Raw genomic sequence first — 19876 nt, forward strand, 5'->3', positions numbered from 1 at the left:
CATGTCGCCGACTATCTGGTGACGCTCCCCTATGTCGATGAAGACCGCATCGGCGTCCTCGGCATCTGCGGCGGCGGTGGCTATTCGATCAACGCCGCCATGACCGAACGCCGCATCAAGGCAGTCGGCACTGTCACCGGCGCAAACTATGGTCGCCTGATGCGCGGCAACTTCACCGGCCTCAACCCGATTGGTGCGCTGGAGGCGATGGCCAAGCAACGCACCGCCGAGGCCCGTGGTGCAACGCTCCACGTCGACAATCTGCTGGCCAACTCCGTCGAGGAAGCACGAGCCGCCGGTGTTACCGACCGCGATCCGCTGGAGGCGACCGACTATTACCGGACGCCACGCGGCCAGAAGCCGAATGGCCTGAACCGTTCGCTCCTGTCACATCAGGCCGCCGCGGTCGGCTGGGACGCTTTCCATCTGGCGGAAGTGCTGCTGACGCAGCCTCTCTGCATCGTAGTCGGCGATCAGGTTGGCGCGTTCGGCGCCTATCGCGACGGCTGCGAGATCATCGAACGAGCAGCCTCGAAGAAGAAGGAACTGGTCGTCGTCGAAGGTTGGTCGCACTATGACCTCTATGACAAACCAGAGCCAGTCGGAAAGGCGCTGGCGAAGCTGATCCCTTTCTACAAGGAAAACCTCTGAGCATGGCTAAACGGCCGTCCTGCATGCGCGAACGAGGTCGGGCACCTGCTTGAGGTCCGTTACTGAACGACAGCTATCCGGCAAATGCGTCCACCAGCGGATAGTCCGTTCTCCGCCCCGAATCGGTCATCCTGCCGTGGTCATGCCAATGTGGTGATTTGAGAAATTGGAGGCGGGGGACTGTTTCTAAGAACAGGGCGGCCGGTTCGATTCCCATCAAGAGCGAAGAAGAAGGAAGTGGGCGCTCGCATTCCAGCCTTCCGCGATCATGCGCGACGCAAGCTATGCACAGATGGCGTGACGGAATGGCGCCTAGTCTCGAAGTGGTTCTTGCAGGGGAAAAACCCAGGATACAAAAATTGTGATTCATTCTGACCAAGAAGCAGGTTGAATTAGTGGCTTATTCCGTCATATCGTGATTTTGCTCTTGGCATGAGCGTGGCACTCGCCGTTCCGAAGCTGCTAGCAGCGCTGCTCTCAAATTTCTGATAAGCCTTTCAACAAGCATCCAGGCTTGGAGAGCGGTTGGCGAGTGACGCTTTGCGCAGGCCAGGAGAGCTATGTTGATGGATGATATTCGGCCCACGACGCTAGTCAGCGTGAAACGTCTTGCAGCGCAACTAAAAAAGAGAAAAGGGATTAAGCATTCTGACGCCCTCGACCTCGCGGCGAGAGCTGCTAACTGTGAGAATTTTCGGCACGCGCAACGTATTTTGCCTGCACGAAATAAGCCTCGTGAAAGACCCTACATACTGTTGACGACCTATTGGCGTGATGAAGAGCGGCGTCAATACTTCGGGCGCGAAACGCTTAGGATTGATCTGTCACGACCAGTCCTTGAGATCTGCAAGAAATCAGAACTGAAATATGTTCGCGGCTTTGGCAATCTCAGAATGGTCGCCGGTGACCATTTCGTATGCGATGACGTAGTCCATTCTCAAGACTATGCACGCGACAAGCTTTGTACGGCCGAACGCTCGCTTCGCTTCATGGAGCAAACCGGATTGCGTCCAAGTCGAAATCCGCGAAAGCTTAATCCAAGAGGAATCGGTAACGAAAAGTTGCCGGGTCTCGATCATCCGACTGACTGGGTGGATCCCTCGACCGGACAGTACTTCCTTATCGATGAACCTTACGGGAATGCGCCTGACGAAGACAAGCGTTCTGACTGGGCAGTTCGAAACGGTTGGCGGATCGAAAAGACATCATGGCCAGGTATGTATCGTCCATACGACTGTGATCTCTATGTCGCTGTCGATAATCGTTGCGGCTATGATATCGATGCCTTAATTAAAAAAATCAATGCTATGCGGAAGCCCCTGATCAGTGAAAACTGGAGTGGGGAGTCGTCATCTTCATGGGATACGTTCCTCAGCCCCATGGCAAAGTCTGAGCAAGACAAGCGGCGTGCTAGATGCAAAGGCATGATCATACCGTTAGCAAGCAAAACGACCGTTCCATACGGTTACAACGCTGGCGCCGCTCGACGGCGTCCTAAAGGGAAACTCGGAATTGATGAACACATTAAAGCTGGACGCGCAATCAAGGCGGCAATGCGGTCAAAGTTGATACCCTTCAGGTCGTATACTCGTTTGAGTTCACTTCGTGCGGAGCTTGAGAATTGGCTGGCACTTGAAATTGGTCGCGGGGAACTCGGCGGCCCCGAGTTCTTTGATGTGTACTATCGCGAAACAACTGAGGATGAGGCCTATCAGAAATCACTCAAGTCTGGTGATGATGTTGTGGCAGGACTTGAAAATCTTACGCGAAAGCTGAGAGAAGCCTATCCCGATTGTGCGCCCCTTCGCAAACAGCTTCGGCGTGCGGAGATGTCAATCTCATTGATGGAAAGGGCGTTAGAGAGGCACTAGTGTGGCCTTGTTCGGTGCTGCCTTGGGCAGCACCGCTTCTTGATTTTGATGATGCCAATCCTTGGTACGTTTGCGGATTACGGCACCTCGTGTACTTAGCTCGGCAGCCTTCTCCCGCAATGCGCGCGATGTTCTGTTGCGGGATCCTTCCGATATAGGCGTGATGGTTCAGAGTGCTCGCTGCCACGAATTCGATAGCTTCAGTTGGACGTCTAGGTCACTTTCCAGGTTCCCAGCTAACCTAAAACTACGTCATCTCGTACTCGTCATTGAAGTAGTGGACGGGTAGTTCCACCAGTTCTTGGAGGCACGCCCGAATGTGCTCACCATCCCGTCCTGTTCCTTCTCTATAGACGATTGGGCCATATGAGGGGTCAGAATAGTAGGGACGGATATCAAAGAATACTCTTAGCCAACGGTTGTCGGTCTTCAATGAGAGGCTGAATCCGACACCGTTAATGCGTCCGACATCTCCCCACCATTTCCAACTTACAGCGGCGATCAGACATCCTTCATGCCTCACCAAGACGCAGCACTGCCCGTTGGAGAAGTGGTGGGAAAGATGTTGGGGTTTATTTCTAAAGCTTGGACGCCAATCCCTGCGTAGTTCGTAGTGTGGCGCAGTCCCCACGAAGGAAGAGGCGGGGAGCATGGGTGGGAAAAACGGGCGCTCACGTATGGAGAAAGCCCCTGCTTCCCATGTCGCGCGCCAATGCTCAAGCTCACGAAATTCGAACAATTTCTTCGGGAAAGGATGAGCTTGGGTTCGACCTTCCTCAAGTGAACTTATCGGCAGCTCGGCATCCGGAAATATAATCCGAAACTCCGTCGGAAAGTTGAACGAGGATCGCAAGCTTTGGTATGATCTGTTGGCGAAAGCCCAGGCTAGTTTTTGTTGAATCTGGCTGCGTGTTAGTTCTATTTCAGGTGAAGCGCTGATAAGTTCCGCAAGCTTCGCCGAACCGCTATGCAATTTCTCTGCTTTCTTAATTCCCGCCATTGGCAGCAAGATCTCTATCAAAGCTGCTGACTGGACTGCGCCAGTCGATTTCAGCGTCGAAAGATAAAATTCAACCTTGCGCGCCGCATCCTTAAATTCGATTTCCGATCGTAAAAAATCCATAAGCGATTCCTGAACAATCGCGACTGGCAATAGGCACCGTTGTTTTGCCAGAACGCTAGTTCCGGAATTTGCTTGATTAAACTAGCGGATTTACCGTACCCGTTGGGTGGTGCCGAGTTGGGCCGCTATCCCTGCCGATCAGTTTGGCGATTCGTACGTTAGCGCGGCGTTTGCTTAACGACAAGCGTGAAGATAGCGTGGTGAGTTCCAAGTCGTGCAGTTTTGACTGGTTTAGCTCAAATCCATTGATCGCTCGGCTGTTCAACCTAGCGGTTTCGAGGCAAGACGAACTCCATAATTTTGCAATTCGACAATAAGGGTGGTCCAGCCAAAGGCAATCCCCGGCACAGCCAAATCGCCTATTTTCAGTTTCTTAGCCTATTTGGCGGACGAGGCGACTGTTCGATTCCCCATCAACTAGATTAGCACAATCTGTGCTAATCATACGACTTCGCCCACAGCCGGAATCGATCCCAAATGCCATCCATGCTGAGAAAGTATCTGACGACGCTTGCTGACCGCTATTTCGAGAAGCGCACGGCCGGTCCGGTCCTGGAGAAACGCTGGCACGGCCTCTATGATGTCACCCTCGACAGGGTGCAGGCAGTCGAATGGTACGAAAAAGCGGCGGCCCTGGGGCATGGCGACGCGATGAACAATATCGCCAGCATGTACCAGCACGGCGACGGCCCTTTCCCGGCCGATCTCCTCAAGGCACGCGATTACTACGAGCAGGGCGTCAAAGCCGGCTGCGGCACGGCCATGGGCAATCTCGGCCATTTTTATACCGACGGCAGAGCCGGGCTGAAGCAAGATCATCGCCGCGCCGTCAAGCTCTTCAGCCAGGGAGCCCACCTCGGCGACAGCGATTCCATGGTCAGCCTCGGCTATCGCGACAGTACCGGCACCGGTATCCGCAAGAGCCCGATCCGGGCGCTTTACTGGTATCGCCGCGCTTGATGGCGGTTTCGACCGCGCAGCCTACACACTCGGTGTGGCCCACGAGAATGGCAAGGGCACGGAATGTGACCTCGAAGAAGCGCTCTATCTGTTTCGTCGTGCACGAATGGGTGGTCGCGACGATGCGGACGAAGCAATCGAACGGGTACTGACAAGCATGGGCAGGGAATTTTCCCCGGCCGTCGATCCCGAACAACGGCTGGAAGACCTTCGGATTATGATCCGCAATCCGGAGAAGCGCTTCAGCGTCGAGGCGTTGCTTCTGGAACTGGCCCGTGTCTGCGAGGAATTGGTCGAGGATGAGGACAATCCCGCCGCTGACCAACCCCATGTGCTTGGCAGATCGAGCCTGATCCGCGGTTTCGTGCTGTGGAAGCAGGGTAACCCCGCCTATATCGAGCCGGTTGAAACCGCGCTTGTGATCGACGGCAAACACCGCTTTCTGACGCCACCCGAACGCGCCTCTCGCATGACCGCAAGGGCCGTTGCATTCGCCCGTGATCGTAAGTGGCAGGAGGTTGTCGATCTGCATCGTGGCGCGCTGACGATCGTCAGGGCCGATCCGGATGCAGCGGAGAACACCGTGCTTGCCGCAATGACGGATCTTGCTTTCTGTCTGCATGAAGCCGCTGAATTTGAAGAGGCGCGCGACCTCAATTCGGAAGCGCTGGCGCGTGCCGAGATCGCCTTCGGCAAGGACGATCCGGCCCTGTTGCGTATAATCGGCAATCTCGCCCAGAACGAGTTTGCGCTCGAACACCCTGACAGATCAGTGGAACTGATGCGCCGGCGGCTGGAAATCGCCGAACAGCATGAAATTCTCGACGTGATCGGCGCGACGCTACGCGATCTGGCGATTGCCAGCTTTTCGGCGGGTGATCTCGCCGGCGCTGAGGATTTGTTTCGGCGGCAGGTGGCCTTTGCAGAGCGCAACGGCGATGGTGGCGATATCGCCCGTGCTCGCGCAGACCTGGACGGCCTGTTTGAACGGTTGGGGAAAATGCCCGGATAGTTCTGAGAAGGGATGTCTCACTTGAAAGCAGACCGCATCGCCGCCAGCGGGGCATACTTCCCACATTTTCGGCGTTTGCAACCGCTCGTGGGAAGACATGCAACACTGTTGACAGTAGCCTATGGCGCGTGAGCTATTGTCGTCACGACAGAAGGTTTCATAGTTGTCATCAGTTCTCTTCCAGCCTTACCGGGTCGCCCTCCTTTCTCGCTCGCTTTCTAACGTCTGGCGGGGTTATGGCTCTGCTATCTTTCTTGAATTCGGCCCTCTTTCTCCAACCTCGAAGTCGGATGGCTCGCCGGGACAATCGCAAGGGGAATACACCCTGATGATTGAATGGAGTTGGCGTATTGAAGGCCCCCGATCCATTCTCTGCGGAAGCTGGAGCGATGAACAAGAGTGGACTGACGTCTTCGATTCTTTGATAGGTCGCAAGGTAACCGATGTAGCGCTTTATGGGCGTCTGCCGGAGGTTACGCTCGCCTTGGAAGGTGAGCGTTTCATAACGTCCTTTATGACAGCCGAAGGGCAGCCGGCGTGGACAATCTTTCAGCGTTCCGGAAATGGCCGAAGTCCTACGTCCATCTCTGTTATTGATGGGCATGTTCAAGAGAGTGCTGAACGATCTGTATAACATTTGAGGCGTCGCAAATGCCCGCAATCCATGCGACACAAAACTAGAATTTTACGAGGTAAGGCGGATTGTCGCTGGTCGAAGCCAACCAACAGGTCCTGCGTGAACGAATTCGGCAGGCTGACTATGTCGGACAGCGGGATTGGGCAAACTGTCGGCCGCTTGTCTCCCCCCGCGAGTATTTTGCCCTTGGCGTTACGAACAATGCCATCGGAAACTCTCGCATCTTGCAGTTCGGCGTTTTGAATTTCGTCACCCTTCTCACTGAGATCGGTCAGCGTGACGACGTCTCAAACCTAGTTGTCGAGATGGACGACGATTTCAGCGAAGGCTGGCCGACGCGGGATTATATTTTCGTCGCAACCTCAAGGGATGCAGAAACGGTCAGCAAATGGTTCGCGGGCATTCCGCCGGATACAATGCTCGAGTGTCAAGGCGGGTTTGTCAGAGCCCGCGCGATCCGTATCGCGGATATCGCAGCGGCACCAAATCATCGGATATGGGCGCTGAATTGGAACTTGAATCTGGATGATCAGTGTGTGGAGTAAGTAGCGCAGAGTTTTCAGGCGGTCTGCCTGAGTTGAAGTGACGCGACAGATACAAAGTACTCCATATTCCAGTTGGGGGCGTCTGTGACTCAACTCAGCGATAAGCCTCGATCATCGATTTCGTGACGTCTTGCGCGAAACAGATCGGTGCGTATCCGCCAGGCTTTGAATACGCACTTCGATTGCCACACCTTCGGCCCCTGCGATCTGTGCTGTAAGGGCAGGCGCACGTGCCGGGATAGCTGGTCACAGATTCAGCAATGATCCGCTGGATGATGATGGTCGGCGATATTGTTGGCGCGGATTTAATCGTTGGTTCCGACGGTTTTGCGATCTGCTCTCGCTTGGGTTCGTCATCCCGTAAGAACCTGCTTGCAACCCATCCCTCTTTTTGAGTCAGAACGTCTTTGATCCGGGACCATTGTCCTTCCGTTTGTAAGAGGTCGACTTTCTTCCCCCTATCGAGTCTATCAATGATTTGAGCCTTCGGCCCTGGAGCGGCACGCAGTGCGACACCGTTTCCACTGACAAACTTGGTTCGCGTTGTCTGCGTAGAATGTGGCTTGGTTGTTTCGCTCGGCGGGGTAACGGTGTTGTTTGTCGGAGGAATGGTGGATTGTCCGCTGGTCACCGTTGACGACCCGGGTTTCGAGGCGTGCGTCACTCCTGAGGAACTCGGCGATGGTGCGGTTACGCCATATCCCGAAGGTGTTTCTCCAAGTTTCGAAATGCCGAACAGAATAAGTCCACAGAGTAACCAGTATCGTTTTTTCATGAAAAAGCCCCCGTGGTATATTGCCGAGGGCTAAAATGCTCTTCAAGTGGTGTCGGCCATTTTTCTCAACTTAACCGTTAAGTTGCGCAAGCATGTGGCGCTGCCGCGGATCGTCTTCTCCACCTTGCGTGAACAGGCGGTAGGACGAGAGCTTATAGTGGGGATCATTCGACGGCCAGAATATACTACATTGGCATTGTCAAGAGAACGGTGGCGTCTTGGTCAGCCACGCAGAGCTGCGTGACATAAGCCAATTTTTCCATATAAAGCCCGACATAGATTGCAGGGGGCTATCAACAGTGAATTCCATATCAGCGACGAACTTCGGCCGGGCAACGATCATTCTGGCTGTGCTTCTCCAGGCTGTCGGCAAGGTGATGTTTGGTACATGGCTTGTGGCGTTCCCGTCGCCGCTTTTTGTTCTGATAAGCTTTGCCCTGACGGCGGCGTTTTTCCTGCTGTTGTCGCGCCAGGGGGCCGGTGAAAAAGCCTGGGGACCACTCCTGCTGCTGAATGCAAGCACCGCGCTCACGTTCCTGAGCTTTTTCTATGCCCTGAAACTGATCGAGCCAGCTATCGTCGGAGCCGTCGAAATCGGCATCGGTCCGATCCTCGCTGTCCTGATCTCTCTAATCCTCACCGGAGAGCGGCCTTCAGCGGTGCGTATCGCGGTATGCGCCGGAATTCTCCTGGGGTGCGTCACCCTGGGAGTTGCCGCCTTGCAAGGCAGCGGTTTCGCATCCTTCGGCCGGAACGCGTGGTTTGGTCTGGGGGCAAGTGTTGCGGCCGGCATCGGAGCGGTGCTGATTACTCTGGCATCCAAGGCGTTGCTCAATCGCGGCTGGAAGTTCGGCGCTGTTCTGGCACACCGTTTCTACCTTATCCTGCCGATCTCACTCATGATGACGTTGGGGGCGGATGTTGCGGTTGTGGAATGGTCTGGCGTTCTGGTCGCGACGCTGCTTGTGGTGTCGGTCGTCGGCGTGCTTGCGCCTCTATATCTGCTGCAAGTCGGTATCGCCCGTTGTGACGCCTATACGGTGATGGTGACGATGGCTGCCCTGCCTGTTCTCACCTTCATTATCGAGGGCTTTTCGCCGCTCTACTCGTGGTCCATCATGACGGCTGCGGGCCTGGTGATCGTCACGGCGTTCCTGCTGCTCGATGTCATTGCAAAACGCTCGTAAAATTCCGGAAACACTGCGGTCGTTGCAATGTCCTTTTTGCCCCCCAAGGCGGCCCTATCGCTATCGCCTCATTGTGTTTTATCTGGGCTAGGTTTCCCCCAATCGAACGCTGGTTCCGGATAGTGCTCCAGGAAAATCACCTCTTGCAGCGGACAAGGTGGATACACTGTAACCGGTGTTCTGCCCCCACATTGGCAGCCGCCGTCTGATCTGTGATCGACGTTCCATGGATGAAGAACGGGAGTTTCTCCATGGAGACTACATTGGAATTTCTCACAACCAGCAAGACTGGGCGTGAGGGTCACCGACACTGGCCGAACGAGGTCAAGGCGAAGATTGTCTCGGAAAGCTTGCGGCCTGGCACGACAGTCAACGAAGTTGCGCAGCGCTATGGATTGCGGGCGAACAGTCTTTCCACTTGGCGGACGATGGCGCGGCAGGGCAAGCTGATCCTGCCAGCCCCGGAGGATGCGGTGGAATTCGCGGCGGTGATCGTCGATCCGCCCGTTTCAGAACTGTCGCCTAAGGCGGTTGGTCGCCCTGAGATCGTCGTCGGTCAAGTCACCATCCGTCTTGAGGAAGGAGCGTCTGCCACCCGGATCGCCGCTATCGCGCGTGTCTTGGCGGCGGCGACATGATCTTTCCGTCGAACCGCGTGCGGATAATGGTGGCGACCAAACCCGTGGATTTCCGCAAGGGTCATGACGGCTTGGCCGCGTTGGTGAAGAATGACCTGCACAAGGACCCGTTCACCGGAACGGTCTTCGTGTTCCGGTCACGCAAGGCGGACCGGTTGAAGCTGATCTACTGGGATGGAAGCGGCATCGTCATGGCCTACAAGAGGCTGGAAGAGCACACGTTCACGTGGCCCGGCATCAAGGATGGATTGATAACGCTCACCCACGCCCAGTTCGAAGCGCTGTTCGCAGGCCTCGATTGGCGGCGGGTTCATGCCGTCCAGACGAGAGCACCGGAAGCCATAGAATAGCTGCGGCACAATGACTCAGCACGGCAAATTGCAGAGGCAAAGGGCTCGTCCAAGTTGTTTATGGACGAGACCCATGCCCCGGTTCTCGACCCCGGCTCGCGCAAGACCAAGACCGGATACTTCTGGGCGCTGGCGCGGGATGATCGCCCTTGGGGCGGCGGCGCTCCGCCCGGTGTCGCCTTTACCTATGCGCCCGGTCGCGGAGGCATTCATGCCGAACGAATACTGCAAGGCTTCTCCGGCATTCTGCAGGTGGATGGATATGCCGGATACAACAGGCTGATCGCACCAGAACGCGTTGGCCCGGACATTCGGCTTGCCTATTGTTGGGCCCATGCCCGGCGCAAGCTGGTGGAGATCACCCGCACCAGATCAGCACCGATTGCCGAGGATGGCGTCAAACGGATCGGAGCGCTGTATCGCATTGAGGCCGAGCTGCGCGGCCTTGATCCTGAGGCTCGCCTTGTGGGTCGGCAGGAACGATCAGCGCCACTCGTCGCCGACATGCAGGCGTGCTCGTCCATCACCGTGCCCGTGTTGCGGCGAAGTCCCCGCTCGGCGGGGCACTGGCCTACATTGCCAAATACTGGGATGGACTGAAGCTCTTCCTGACTGACGGCCGCATCGAGATCGACAATAACAGCGTCGAGCGGACCATCCGGCCGATAGCCCTCAATCGCAAGAACGCACTCTTTGCGGGCCACGATGCCGGAGCCGAGAACTGGGCGACCATCGCCTCGCTCATCGAGACATGCAAGCTCAATGCTGTTGATCCGCTAGCGTATCTGACCACCGTGCTCACTGCCATCGTCAGTGGCCACCGGCAGAGCCGGATAGAGGAACTGCTGCCGTGGAACTATCCAATTTTGTGTCAAATGCCGACAACGACCACCGACAACCAAGTCGCGGACTCGCGCGGGTGACCTCGTCGCTTGCTTAAGTTGTCGCTCCCCAAAGCAGACTGAGTCCTGAGGTAACCAGCAGAGCATCCATGATATGGCGAAAAGCTTCCGGCGTGAGCCGGAGAAGGAAAGGTTTCGCTATAAAGGAACCGACCATCAGAGACGCCCCCACAGTTAGACCCTTCACGACAATAGCAAAAGGAAGCGCTCCCGAGCCCTGAAAGGTGAGCGTTTTTGAAGTGTAGATCGCCAGCGAAGCGGCAGCCTCCGTTCCGATAAAGGCGCCCTTGGTCAGACCGTAGCCGATGAACACGGGTACGGAGGCAGGTCCAGAAGAAGCCACGATCCCGGTCAAGAAGCCGATAAATGTTCCGGCTACGGCCAGATGAGGTAATCGTAAGTGGGTAAGGTTTGCTGCCAACCAGCGACGCCCGGGGATCATCAAGAGCAAGAACGCTCCAATCGCCGCATCTACTGCTCGGGGCGGGAGAACAAGCATGGTTCGCGCACCAAGAACTGCCGCTGGAACCCCGGTAACAGCATAGGCTGCCACAGCCCGCCAATCAACTTCCCGCCACCACACAAGAATCCTGGAGATATTCGCCATAACGGCAGCCACCGCCATTATTGGTACAGCTTCCATTGGCCCATAGACATAGGCCAACATCGGGACGAGCATGATGGAGGAGCCAGTACCGATGATGCCACTGATGGTCCCGGCAAGCAGGCCGATGATTAAGATGAGAAAAAGTCCCATTCGCTGTACTCCGAGACCGCGTGATTGCGTGCACCCAACTCTATCTCGATTCCAGACACTCAGACAAATCCAACTCACCTAAATAGCCATTTGGTAACCGTACAACGCTACTTGGCTTCGGGCGTGACAATGCGTGTCGGGGGACCACCGCTTACGATACACCCACTTTTCCCAATTCTGCTTGAGCCACACAGTCGACAGCATCCGCGTACCCTTCATCAGCGCTTCGTAGGGTAGGTGGACAAAGATATGGCCCGCGCTGTAGCCAGTTGCGACCATTATTCCTAGCGGTCGTTCTGCATCGGTCGTTTCGACTAGCATAAAATCCACCACCGCTTCGTAAGGGTATTCAGCCTTCACTCTGAATACCGCTCCGCGACCAATTTCCTTCTCGTTTAGATCAGCCAATTGCTACATGCAAAGTCTCCCACAACAACTGCAAGTCTGTGGTATCGATGGCCTGAATTGCACCAGGCGCAAGACGGAGGTCAAGGGCCGCTACTGGTGCAGAGCCGACGTCTGCAGTGAGCCCGAAGCAGTCATCAGGTTTCCGTCAACTAAGCTGGGTGTGAAAGTGCGCGGCCACGCGGTCTGCCGCACCGTCTCTGCTTGATCGTAAAAGTCGAAATGTTTCCCTTCTGCCCAGAACAAGTCCTTGGGGCCGGCAAGTAGGTCATGGACCTTACGCGCCTGATCAGGAAAAGCCGCGCCATCCGAATGCATTACGAGCGTGGGCACCTTGACAAGGCGAGCCTGCGATAAAGGATCGAATGCGAGCCACTGTTCCCATCCCATAACCGCAAATTCGTTACGCCAGGCACGGACGCCGCCTCCGCGCGAGAGGTCCATGTAATATTCACTCGGGCTGGGGCTCATTGCAGTTTTGTCGTGCGGCATATACGCGAACACTGTTTCAATTATCCCAGTCTCGTCGTAACGCTTCCGCGCCTGGCGACTCGCGGCAATGCGGGTATCAACACCCTCTTCGCCACCGAACATCTTCAGCACCAGGTGAGGGTCAGAGAAGAAGCCTGCAACCGTCGCTAACGCGCCCACATTCGTGTCTTTTGCCGCGGTATAGAGAGCTGTGCCTCCGCTGGTACAGACTCCGAGAATTCCAGTTCCGGAGACATCATTGCGTCTCTTCAGAAAACGAAGCGCCGCCGACAAGTCCTCGGCCTTGGAGGCCTGATCCTCGAACTGACGCATTGCACCGCTACTCTCGCCGTAATTTCGGTAGTCAATCGCGAGCGCGATAATCCCGCGTCGGGAAAGTTCACCAGCGTAATTGCCACCCATCTGCTCCTTCACGGACGTTAGAGAACCACCAACCGCGACGGCTGGATAGCGACGCGATTGATCGTGCCCCTTTGGAAGATAAAGATTACCGACAACAAACCCGTCTCCGCTCTCGAAGCTAACTTTCTGCGGCTTAGGCTGCGTCTTCTGGGTAAGTGATTGCGACATGACAACATTTCCTGTGCTGAGGAGGACGGCGCTTGCCCCAAAAGCAAGGCCAAGGTTTCGGCGGGTGATCGACGCAATGGGCATTGATTGGCACTCCTTCTGGCAATCCCGGAAATAATAAAGAGTAGAGTCCCATTTGATAATCTGCGAAAAACGAAATGGCTTTGTAAAAGGATTTTCATAATGCGGATGGATGCGCTCGATGGAATCATCGTCTTCGCCCGCGTCGCGGAGCGACGCAGCTTCACCGCTGCTGCGCTGGAACTTGGCGTTACGCCCGCCTCGATCAGTTGGACCATCAAGCAACTGGAGGCGCGTGTGGGTGCGCCGCTTCTGGCCCGCACGACACGCTCTGTTGGTCTCACTGAAGCCGGACGCTTGTTCCTGGAACAGGTTACGACGGGGATCACCTATGTGGAGGCTGCGTTCGATGCGGCTCAGAGTCTCAGTCATAAACCGAGAGGCTTGCTACGCTTGAGTGTTCCTTTCGTGGCACAGACACTTATTGAGCCCATGCTGAAGGGTTTTGCTGACACATATCCGGACATCGAACTAGAACTGGTTTTTGAAGATCGGTTTGTCGATATCGTCGGGGAGGGATACGACGCGGGGATCAGGGTCGGTGAAATGATTGCACAGGATATGGTGGCTGTGCGGCTCACCCAGGCTTCCCCAAGAATGGTCGTGGGATCACCAGCGTATTTTGTTGAGCACGGAAAGCCACAGCGCCCGGAACAGCTTGAGCACCACGCCTGCATCAATATTCGCCTTGCCGGAGGCGCGGTCTATCGATGGGATTTTGTTGAGCCCACCGGCGAGCGCGATACGCGGCCTTTTTCAATGGATGTGAAGGGTCCCATCACCGTGAATGAACCTGGAATTTCTCTTGCCGCCGCGCAGGCAGGAATAGGCCTCGCCTACAATATCGGTGTTGTTGTCGAACCTCTGATACGCCAAGGATTGCTCGAAGCGTGCCTTGAAGCGTTCATGCCTTCCAGCCCCGGCTTTTTCATCTTCTTTCCTAGCCGTAGACAAATGCTGCCGAAGCTCCGCGCATTCGTGGATTATTGGCAGCAGTCCACCCGCTTCATCCAAGACGACACCAGGCAAACCCCTGCGTCGGGTAAGCAAAGGCGCTAACCGTCTTGAACGACCGCTGTTGGCGCATTCTTGCCGCGATAGCTGCGGAACAGCTCACCACACTTGGTACATGTGGGGGGACACCGCTTATAGTTGATCTATGAGTCTGGCCACATCATCAAGACGATAAGTGTGAACAGTCCGGAGTTAGCAGATTAGTGCCTGCGCATTGCCCGAAACCTATGATCGATACCGAAGCTGTAGCCAGCGATCGGTTCCCTGAAAGATGATGCCATCGCATCGCACTCATCGGAGGTTTTCGGCAATCGTCCGATAACACGCTTTGTCGTTGCCGACGTTAGTTGTAGCAACCGGCTTCCACGTGTCTCGATCAAAATCAAAGAACTCGACGACGCACGTTTTGGTGTCGTAGTTCAGCCATTGGACAGCAACCATTCTGCTATCGCGGCGAAAGTCCAAACTCAGATACATGTGCTCTTCCCCGCCACGAGGGAATGAGCCCGGGCGACCCGTTTGATTGTTGGCGGCGATAACGAATGAGCACCCTGTGCCACACCCGATCTGGATAAGGGTATAGCGGCCAGCGAAATTTGGTCCTTGCCGCATACCGTCGCGAATACGGGTCCTGAACCTGTTGAATTCGCGATCGCGTCCCCTGAAGTCTGGCATGACGGTCTTTCCAGAAAAACCACCTCGGGCAGGGTAACTGGAAAGGTCCGGCCGCTTGAACGTTGCGCTCGAAGCAATCCCTGCCGCGCTTTCCTGTTTATAGGATGTCGCTTCACAGGCGTGCCAACGCATTTGATAGCCGTATTCCCCCTCACGGCCATAACACCATCCTACAGCTTGCAGCTTATCGCTGATGGCTTCGCGTCGTTGACAGGCAACATCTGTTTCCGGCAAATCACCGCTGCCGCCGCGGCAGGCAGAATTCTGTTCGGCCCATTGGGATATCAGACGTACAGGTTGAGAGACGCCCTTGTCGGTCTGGATAACTTTCCCGGTTTCGGAGAGAATCATACCAGCCCTCTGGTCCCAAACCAGAGAGAATTCGGCGGAGCCGGATGAAATCCGGTTCCCGACGTCGCGTTTCGTGTACCAGTCAACGATTCCGTCAACCTTGCAGGTTTCCGCGCAGGTTATCTTCATCGAACCTGCCTTCACGCTGTACGCACGGACTGGCCACCTATTCGCGAAGTTCCGTTTTTCACCTATCACGGCGGCTTTCGGCGTTGCTCTACCATAGAAATCGACGGTTTCGGCGTATGCCTTGTCCATAAAGGCGAGCGCTTCTGCGTTCCTACGAGACCAGGCGTCATGGTACGCTGTGACGAAGACTGATGCTTTTTCCTCGGTTGTCGGCGCAGCGGCTTTGGTGGTTGGCGGGGTTGCAGGCACGGCCGTTGGAGCGACCTTGGACGCTGCAACGGATTCAGTTAGATCGGCTAGACTTCCCCATGTCACTTTATAGCTCTGCATCTCATTAGCTGTGAGATACCGCATATCGTCACTGGGAACCGACAGGCTCAGTTGAAGCAGTTTGGGATCGACATCCATTTCGACGAGATAGGTCATGATCTGGGCGGTTAGCGCCTGAACGGCTGCGACTGCGATGTGCCCTTCGATACTGGATTCCGGAGAGAAAGAAGACTGGTGCACACCGATCGCGCCGGGCTCCGCCTGTCGATTTACACCTCCCACGAAAGCGAGCGCGCAGGCAGAAGCGCATTCGGCGGACCGAAGCTGAAGCGTCGATAGTCCGAGCGACCGGATCATCCTCCCATACGCCATCGCTGTTGCAACGTTGCCACCGTTGCTGTTGAAGGTGACCAGTTTGGCACCGCTTGCGGCGACTTCACGTGAAAGTTGGTCGGGATTGTCCGATGTGGTGAACTCACCCTTGAGTAGGAGAACAGGCGAAGAGCCGTCGATTGGAACCCGCTCAAAGGTGATATCGGCATATGCGGCTCCGACCCAAGCCAAAGACATCGTGGTCACTACCAATAGAATACGCTGAAACACGACCTCTGCCCCCGTTCGCCCTCAGGTGCATGCTATCGTGTCAATCACCACGCGCAATATGGAAAGCTGCCATACTGGGTTCGATGACTGCCTCCAGTAATTCAGCCGAGCCGAAATGCCGGTGAAGCACGTTCGGATAGACGAGCAGGCCATCCTCGCAACGATTGATGTTCATCATCTCAATGATGAAGGCCTTGCGGAATACGATGCCAAAATAGATGTGGTCTGGGCTCTGCTCCCATGTTGGGTCGATTGGGCAGCCATTCTTGTCGACAAGCCAAGCGTGCTGCATCGGGATCGGAATTTCGCCGTTGTCCGCAAAACGGATCATCGGCCTGCTGCCCGAAGTGGGTGATGCTTTGATCGCTAGTTGGCCCCGCTTATCAGTGCCATAGCACTATCGCGTAGCGGTCATTTAGTTTCCGTGAGGCTTTACAGAGTATTTCCCGATACACACAAATCTCGAAGGGATATCCTTACCCGCCTTCTGCAAGCGCGCGTAAACCACGCATTCTCAGACCATTTTCGATCGTAATCGCGTGGCGTCTGAGCCCTGCGAAGAAACTTGCGAAGTCTGGAGCTTCATGAGCAAACATGTTTTTGCTAGAACGCTCACCTTTGGTGTCGTCGAAAAGTACGACCTTGGGGGCCGTGCTGCCCTTGCGGTAGTCGAGGCAGAGCCAAATGTCCGAGCCATAACTGCTGATTGGTATGAGACGGTCTATGCCGGGAATATAGCTGCGCCAAGCGTCATCCACTTCACCGAAATTTATCGTGTCGGAGAAACTGCCGAGAGTTTGCAGGCTTTGAAGGGGCATGATGTCCATGCCCGGAAGCGCTGAGAACCAGACGTCATAGGCATCATCGATATCCGCATGCGACGAACCGCCAAATTCATGGGGTGGCGTTTTCTCGGTGCTGGACAGGTAGAAGTCGGTATGTCCTCCATTTTGGAGAGTGTAGAGATCGCGCAGGCCCCGTGGAAATTCAATCCCAAGTCGTTCTTCTGTCAATTGGATGGTCTGTTGCGCTACAGTGGCATCCCATGGCTGATCCTTGTTCGAGTAGTGCCGTGCGTAAAAGAATGTCGCGGTCACCGGGCCGTCGCGCTCAATGACGATCCGCTCATCTGCCTGGGTGTCGCCAACCGCATCCCTCAATGCGACAAAGCGGGCGGTCAGGACGTTCTCGACCGCTCCGAGCCGCGCTCTGAGCTGATCGAATATCTCGGGTGGCAGAAAGGCACCGGGCTTGGCACCGAGCCATTCCCGGTTCAGTTGATCTCGCAACGGACCAATTTGGGATGTCGAGCTTGCGGCATTCGCTTTAGCCTCGATGTCATCAAAAAAAGCTCTGATGTGAGCCTCGAAGCTCTCCACTGTCCACTCTGCCGCCATGACCCCGTCCTTCCAAATCGTAGCCAGAGATGCCCCCGCGAAATACGCAAGTGCAGCGCGCCTGGTAATCATGCCTGCCTCTCCAATTTACGTCCTGGCATCGGATACACTGTCGGCTGCGAGATCGAAAATACCTCGGCAAGAGCGCTGATCAAGTGGTCGCCGGTGCCGTACCGGTGGCGCAGTTCCTTTTGTTGGCGATCGGAAAGCTTAGGCTTCTCGCCATGTAATTTTCCCTCGGCACGCGCGACACCCATTTCCTCACATGTGCACATTCGTACGGAATTGTGTAGCAAATGCCACAAGATTTCCGAGGTCGGAAACACTGCCTTTAGTTTGCACTCGGGTTATGATCGCGTTCACCGGCGGTACAGTTGAAATTAAGCAGTACCCTCCAGCCAAGTGGAGTGAAGCTCAAAAATAGCCAGAGGAAACGGACAAATATCGTGACCGAACTGTTTGCAGGAAATGTCGAGGTCCAATACGGACAGGCCTATATCGAACTGGATGGCTCATTTGACGGGGCGATGGACGTTTGTTTTGTCGGCCAGCGCAATGGCCTGTGCGGGGCACAAAAGCCAGCAATATTGTTTCTGATGACCGGCCTGCATACAGGCATTGTCGGCATCACGATAAACCTGTTCGATGCAGACCCCGGCATCGATGAAAGTTGGGAAGAGATTGTGGAAGTCTCATTTCAAGCACCAAAAGGGAGAATTACCTTGTTGGAATGGGCAGCCGATGATGGGGTGGGCATGGCCGTACCAGTCGGGTCCTATCGAGCGCGCTACCAAGGTCGGGCGATGCAAGCGGCCAACGAACTGAACACCAATATCAATGACATCCCGTTAGATAGCTACCAATTGGACTTGTGGCCCGCCCCGTCGTCCGCCGATCATATCGTGAAGCAAACCTCAACCGTCGCAGCCTACTGGCACGACTGGGCCAGTAGGCTGCCCCTGAAGCAGAAATTCTAGGACCGCCCCAAACTCCTTGGAGAGACCATTCCACAAAGTTTTGGCACAGTCTCTAGGATTTGCGCGACGACCGGCCATTAAAACTGCCCAATGGTAGTCTCTTGTTCGAGCGGCAGGGCACGTAGTCCCAGCACTGGCGAAAGGAGGGTAATCAGAAACTGGATCATGAATCCTCCCGTTGCCAAGAATAGACATGCTGCAACCCCGAAGTAGCCAGCGACTACAGCGCCGAGAGCAGCCCCCAGCGGCCTTGAGCCATAGGTGGCGGTCATTATCAGCACCGAGACTCGACCAAGCATGACGTTTGGCGTAACCGCCGCGCCGATCGCGCTGAGCATTTTCGAGGACGATCGTCGCAAATCCATAAATCAGGTTAAGAGTGAACAAGGATTATTAGGCCGCTTGGGGTTTGGGGTCGGTTTGCAGGAATTGCGTGGCAGGCAATCAGAAAGGTGTCCATACTTCGCTGCCGTCAAACCCATAATGTCGACCCTCATCCGATCCGACACCGAGAACGGTGGGCCAACAGAGCGAAAAGTCATAAATATACTCAGGAAGCATATAGTATCGCCTCCTGCCAATATCTACGATGATGGTATGGCGTTCGTAGAGTTGCAGCATCCAACTTGCGGCAAAAAAGTTGGAGTCTGCTGTGAATGCAAAATTAGAACCCCAGGCAAATCCCGGTAATCTAACCCCGTCTATGTATGCTTCACTATAGCAATCGCCATGGGGTGGTTCACGGAGATAGCGCAGCGTTACCTCATGGCGTTTGTCGGGAGAAATGAGAAGGTAGTCACAGAAACCTCCTGCCCAGATACTGGCGCCATCCGACTTAAACTCGATCTGCTCCATGTCTATTTCCCAGTACCCTCATAGAATATCTGTTCTCCAGCGACTGATTTCTCACGAAAATCCCGAAACCTGCCACAGGTATGATCCTAAGATGGCGGCGATCTACAAGGTCAGCTCTTAGTGGAAATCAGTACTCTGGCCACGCCGCACCAATACAGCATCCGTTAAGGTAAGTATCTGCCAGCGCCACCCACTCGCTACCGCGAACTCGTTTTTGAATCGGCAATCTGGCGGCTTTCTTTCTTTAGCGGACGGGCGATCGGACAGACATCCTGTACAAAACTGTTCAGCGTGTTGGCTAGGTTGTTGGGAATGATTGAATAGTGGATGAACTGGCCTTGCCGTTTCTTGGCGATCAGCCCGGCATTCTCGAGCACGCTGAGATGTTGGGAAATCGACGGTTTCGACATGTCGAAACGTGCCGCAATCTCGCCCGCCGTCAATGAGGTATGTGCCAGATAGGCCAGTATACGCCGGCGCGGTGCCGAAGCCAGGGCCTCGAAGACGCGCTGGAAGGAGCCATCAGAACTCAACGCCTCTTCCATTCCCTCATTCGACTTCTCATTCGTCATGCCAAACCTCAAAAAATATTTTGGCTATTGCCTAAATGCCTAAATTGAGGCAATAGATATTTAGCTCATGAACTAAA

At 55.2% G+C, this 19876-nt stretch carries 22 protein-coding genes and 1 pseudogene; 13 read left to right on the plus strand and 10 right to left on the minus strand.

All coding sequences use genetic code 11. From position 1 onward, the window contains the following. Positions 1–651, plus strand: a 651-nt coding sequence (locus ACI2KA_RS25495) for an alpha/beta hydrolase (protein WP_404505236.1), incomplete at its 5' end; no start/stop codon positions are given. Between the two features lie 566 nt (positions 652–1217). After that, on the plus strand, positions 1218–2522 hold the full coding sequence (locus ACI2KA_RS25500; protein WP_404505237.1) for a DUF5623 domain-containing protein: 1305 nt from the start codon (positions 1218–1220) through the stop codon (positions 2520–2522). Positions 2523–2769: 247 nt separating this feature from the next. Here the strand turns inward: ACI2KA_RS25500 and ACI2KA_RS25505 are convergent, their stop codons facing one another. After that, positions 2770–3645 (minus strand): hypothetical protein, encoded by an 876-nt coding sequence (locus ACI2KA_RS25505; RefSeq protein ID WP_404505238.1) that lies wholly within the window; start codon positions 3643–3645, stop codon positions 2770–2772. 486 nt (positions 3646–4131) lie between these two features. Between ACI2KA_RS25505 and ACI2KA_RS25510 the strand changes: the two genes are divergently transcribed. The 4 genes from ACI2KA_RS25510 to ACI2KA_RS25525 all read left to right on the plus strand — a co-directional run bounded on the left by ACI2KA_RS25510 (position 4132) and on the right by ACI2KA_RS25525 (position 6799). Then, complete coding sequence (locus tag ACI2KA_RS25510; protein WP_404505239.1) at positions 4132–4605, plus strand: tetratricopeptide repeat protein; 474 nt, start codon at positions 4132–4134, stop codon at positions 4603–4605. A gap of 34 nt (positions 4606–4639) precedes the next feature. Beyond that, the gene (locus ACI2KA_RS25515; protein WP_404505240.1) at positions 4640–5617 is read left to right on the plus strand and encodes a tetratricopeptide repeat protein; all 978 of its coding nucleotides are present in this window, start codon (positions 4640–4642) and stop codon (positions 5615–5617) included. A gap of 163 nt (positions 5618–5780) precedes the next feature. Next, on the plus strand, positions 5781–6251 hold the full coding sequence (locus ACI2KA_RS25520) for a hypothetical protein (RefSeq protein ID WP_404505241.1): 471 nt from the start codon (positions 5781–5783) through the stop codon (positions 6249–6251). A 68-nt stretch (positions 6252–6319) separates the two neighbouring features. Continuing rightward, positions 6320–6799 (plus strand): hypothetical protein, encoded by a 480-nt coding sequence (locus ACI2KA_RS25525; RefSeq protein ID WP_404505242.1) that lies wholly within the window; start codon positions 6320–6322, stop codon positions 6797–6799. Between the two features lie 94 nt (positions 6800–6893). On the opposite strand, the gene ACI2KA_RS25530 is transcribed toward ACI2KA_RS25525, so the two are convergent. Continuing rightward, on the minus strand, positions 6894–7463 hold the full coding sequence (locus ACI2KA_RS25530; protein ID WP_404505263.1) for an SH3 domain-containing protein: 570 nt from the start codon (positions 7461–7463) through the stop codon (positions 6894–6896). Here ACI2KA_RS25530 and ACI2KA_RS25535 point away from each other — a divergent pair. The 5 genes and pseudogenes from ACI2KA_RS25535 to tnpC form a co-directional block, all read left to right on the plus strand. Continuing rightward, entirely contained in the window at positions 7363–7608 is a 246-nt protein-coding gene (locus ACI2KA_RS25535; RefSeq protein WP_404505264.1) for a hypothetical protein, read from the plus strand. The two genes, ACI2KA_RS25530 and ACI2KA_RS25535, sit on opposite strands and share 101 nt — an antisense overlap. Before the next feature lie 265 nt (positions 7609–7873). Beyond that, positions 7874–8761, plus strand: coding sequence for a hypothetical protein (locus ACI2KA_RS25540; RefSeq protein ID WP_404505243.1), 888 nt, complete (start codon positions 7874–7876; stop codon positions 8759–8761). A 251-nt stretch (positions 8762–9012) separates the two neighbouring features. Then, entirely contained in the window at positions 9013–9399 is a 387-nt protein-coding gene (gene tnpA / locus ACI2KA_RS25545; protein WP_404505244.1) for an IS66-like element accessory protein TnpA, read from the plus strand. Further along, positions 9396–9749, plus strand: a complete 354-nt coding sequence (gene tnpB / locus ACI2KA_RS25550) for an IS66 family insertion sequence element accessory protein TnpB (protein WP_404505245.1) — start codon at positions 9396–9398, stop codon at positions 9747–9749. Before tnpA ends, tnpB begins: the two co-directional genes overlap by 4 nt. 27 nt (positions 9750–9776) lie before the next feature. Next, positions 9777–10672: pseudogene (gene tnpC / locus ACI2KA_RS25555) on the plus strand (IS66 family transposase); the annotation flags it as partial. A gap of 13 nt (positions 10673–10685) precedes the next feature. Here tnpC and ACI2KA_RS25560 read toward each other — a convergent pair. The 3 genes from ACI2KA_RS25560 to ACI2KA_RS25570 all read right to left on the minus strand — a co-directional run bounded on the left by ACI2KA_RS25560 (position 10686) and on the right by ACI2KA_RS25570 (position 12875). Next, positions 10686–11408 carry a sulfite exporter TauE/SafE family protein gene (locus tag ACI2KA_RS25560; RefSeq protein WP_404505246.1) on the minus strand — a complete coding sequence of 241 codons (723 nt, stop codon included), beginning with the start codon at positions 11406–11408 and terminating at the stop codon, positions 10686–10688. 78 nt (positions 11409–11486) lie between these two features. Further along, positions 11487–11816, minus strand: a complete 330-nt coding sequence (imm45, locus tag ACI2KA_RS25565; RefSeq protein WP_404505247.1) for an Imm45 family immunity protein — start codon at positions 11814–11816, stop codon at positions 11487–11489. Positions 11817–11906: 90 nt separating this feature from the next. Then, entirely contained in the window at positions 11907–12875 is a 969-nt protein-coding gene (locus ACI2KA_RS25570; protein WP_404505248.1) for an alpha/beta hydrolase, read from the minus strand. Positions 12876–13058: 183 nt separating this feature from the next. On the opposite strand from ACI2KA_RS25570, the gene ACI2KA_RS25575 reads away from it, so the two are divergent. Then, positions 13059–14015, plus strand: a complete 957-nt coding sequence (locus tag ACI2KA_RS25575; RefSeq protein ID WP_404505249.1) for a LysR family transcriptional regulator — start codon at positions 13059–13061, stop codon at positions 14013–14015. Positions 14016–14261: 246 nt separating this feature from the next. Here ACI2KA_RS25575 and ACI2KA_RS25580 read toward each other — a convergent pair whose 3' ends face one another. From ACI2KA_RS25580 to ACI2KA_RS25590, 3 genes are all read right to left on the minus strand, one after another. Then, on the minus strand, positions 14262–15998 hold the full coding sequence (locus ACI2KA_RS25580; RefSeq protein ID WP_404505250.1) for a hypothetical protein: 1737 nt from the start codon (positions 15996–15998) through the stop codon (positions 14262–14264). 40 nt (positions 15999–16038) lie between these two features. Further along, positions 16039–16329, minus strand: coding sequence for a hypothetical protein (locus ACI2KA_RS25585; RefSeq protein WP_404505251.1), 291 nt, complete (start codon positions 16327–16329; stop codon positions 16039–16041). A 145-nt stretch (positions 16330–16474) separates the two neighbouring features. Beyond that, positions 16475–17467 carry an SMI1/KNR4 family protein gene (locus tag ACI2KA_RS25590; RefSeq protein WP_404505252.1) on the minus strand — a complete coding sequence of 331 codons (993 nt, stop codon included), beginning with the start codon at positions 17465–17467 and terminating at the stop codon, positions 16475–16477. 374 nt (positions 17468–17841) lie between these two features. Between ACI2KA_RS25590 and ACI2KA_RS25595 the strand changes: the two genes are divergently transcribed. Further along, entirely contained in the window at positions 17842–18372 is a 531-nt protein-coding gene (locus ACI2KA_RS25595; RefSeq protein ID WP_404505253.1) for a hypothetical protein, read from the plus strand. A 444-nt stretch (positions 18373–18816) separates the two neighbouring features. Here the strand turns inward: ACI2KA_RS25595 and ACI2KA_RS25600 are convergent, their stop codons facing one another. Together ACI2KA_RS25600 and ACI2KA_RS25605 are read right to left on the minus strand one after the other, a co-directional pair. Next, positions 18817–19227 carry a hypothetical protein gene (locus ACI2KA_RS25600; protein WP_404505254.1) on the minus strand — a complete coding sequence of 137 codons (411 nt, stop codon included), beginning with the start codon at positions 19225–19227 and terminating at the stop codon, positions 18817–18819. A 197-nt stretch (positions 19228–19424) separates the two neighbouring features. After that, positions 19425–19799, minus strand: a complete 375-nt coding sequence (locus tag ACI2KA_RS25605) for a metalloregulator ArsR/SmtB family transcription factor (RefSeq protein ID WP_404505255.1) — start codon at positions 19797–19799, stop codon at positions 19425–19427. Between the last annotated feature and the right edge of the window lie 77 nt (positions 19800–19876).

Source organism: Agrobacterium sp. NPDC089420 (genome assembly GCF_044900305.1).
Taxonomy (GTDB): domain Bacteria; phylum Pseudomonadota; class Alphaproteobacteria; order Rhizobiales; family Rhizobiaceae; genus Agrobacterium.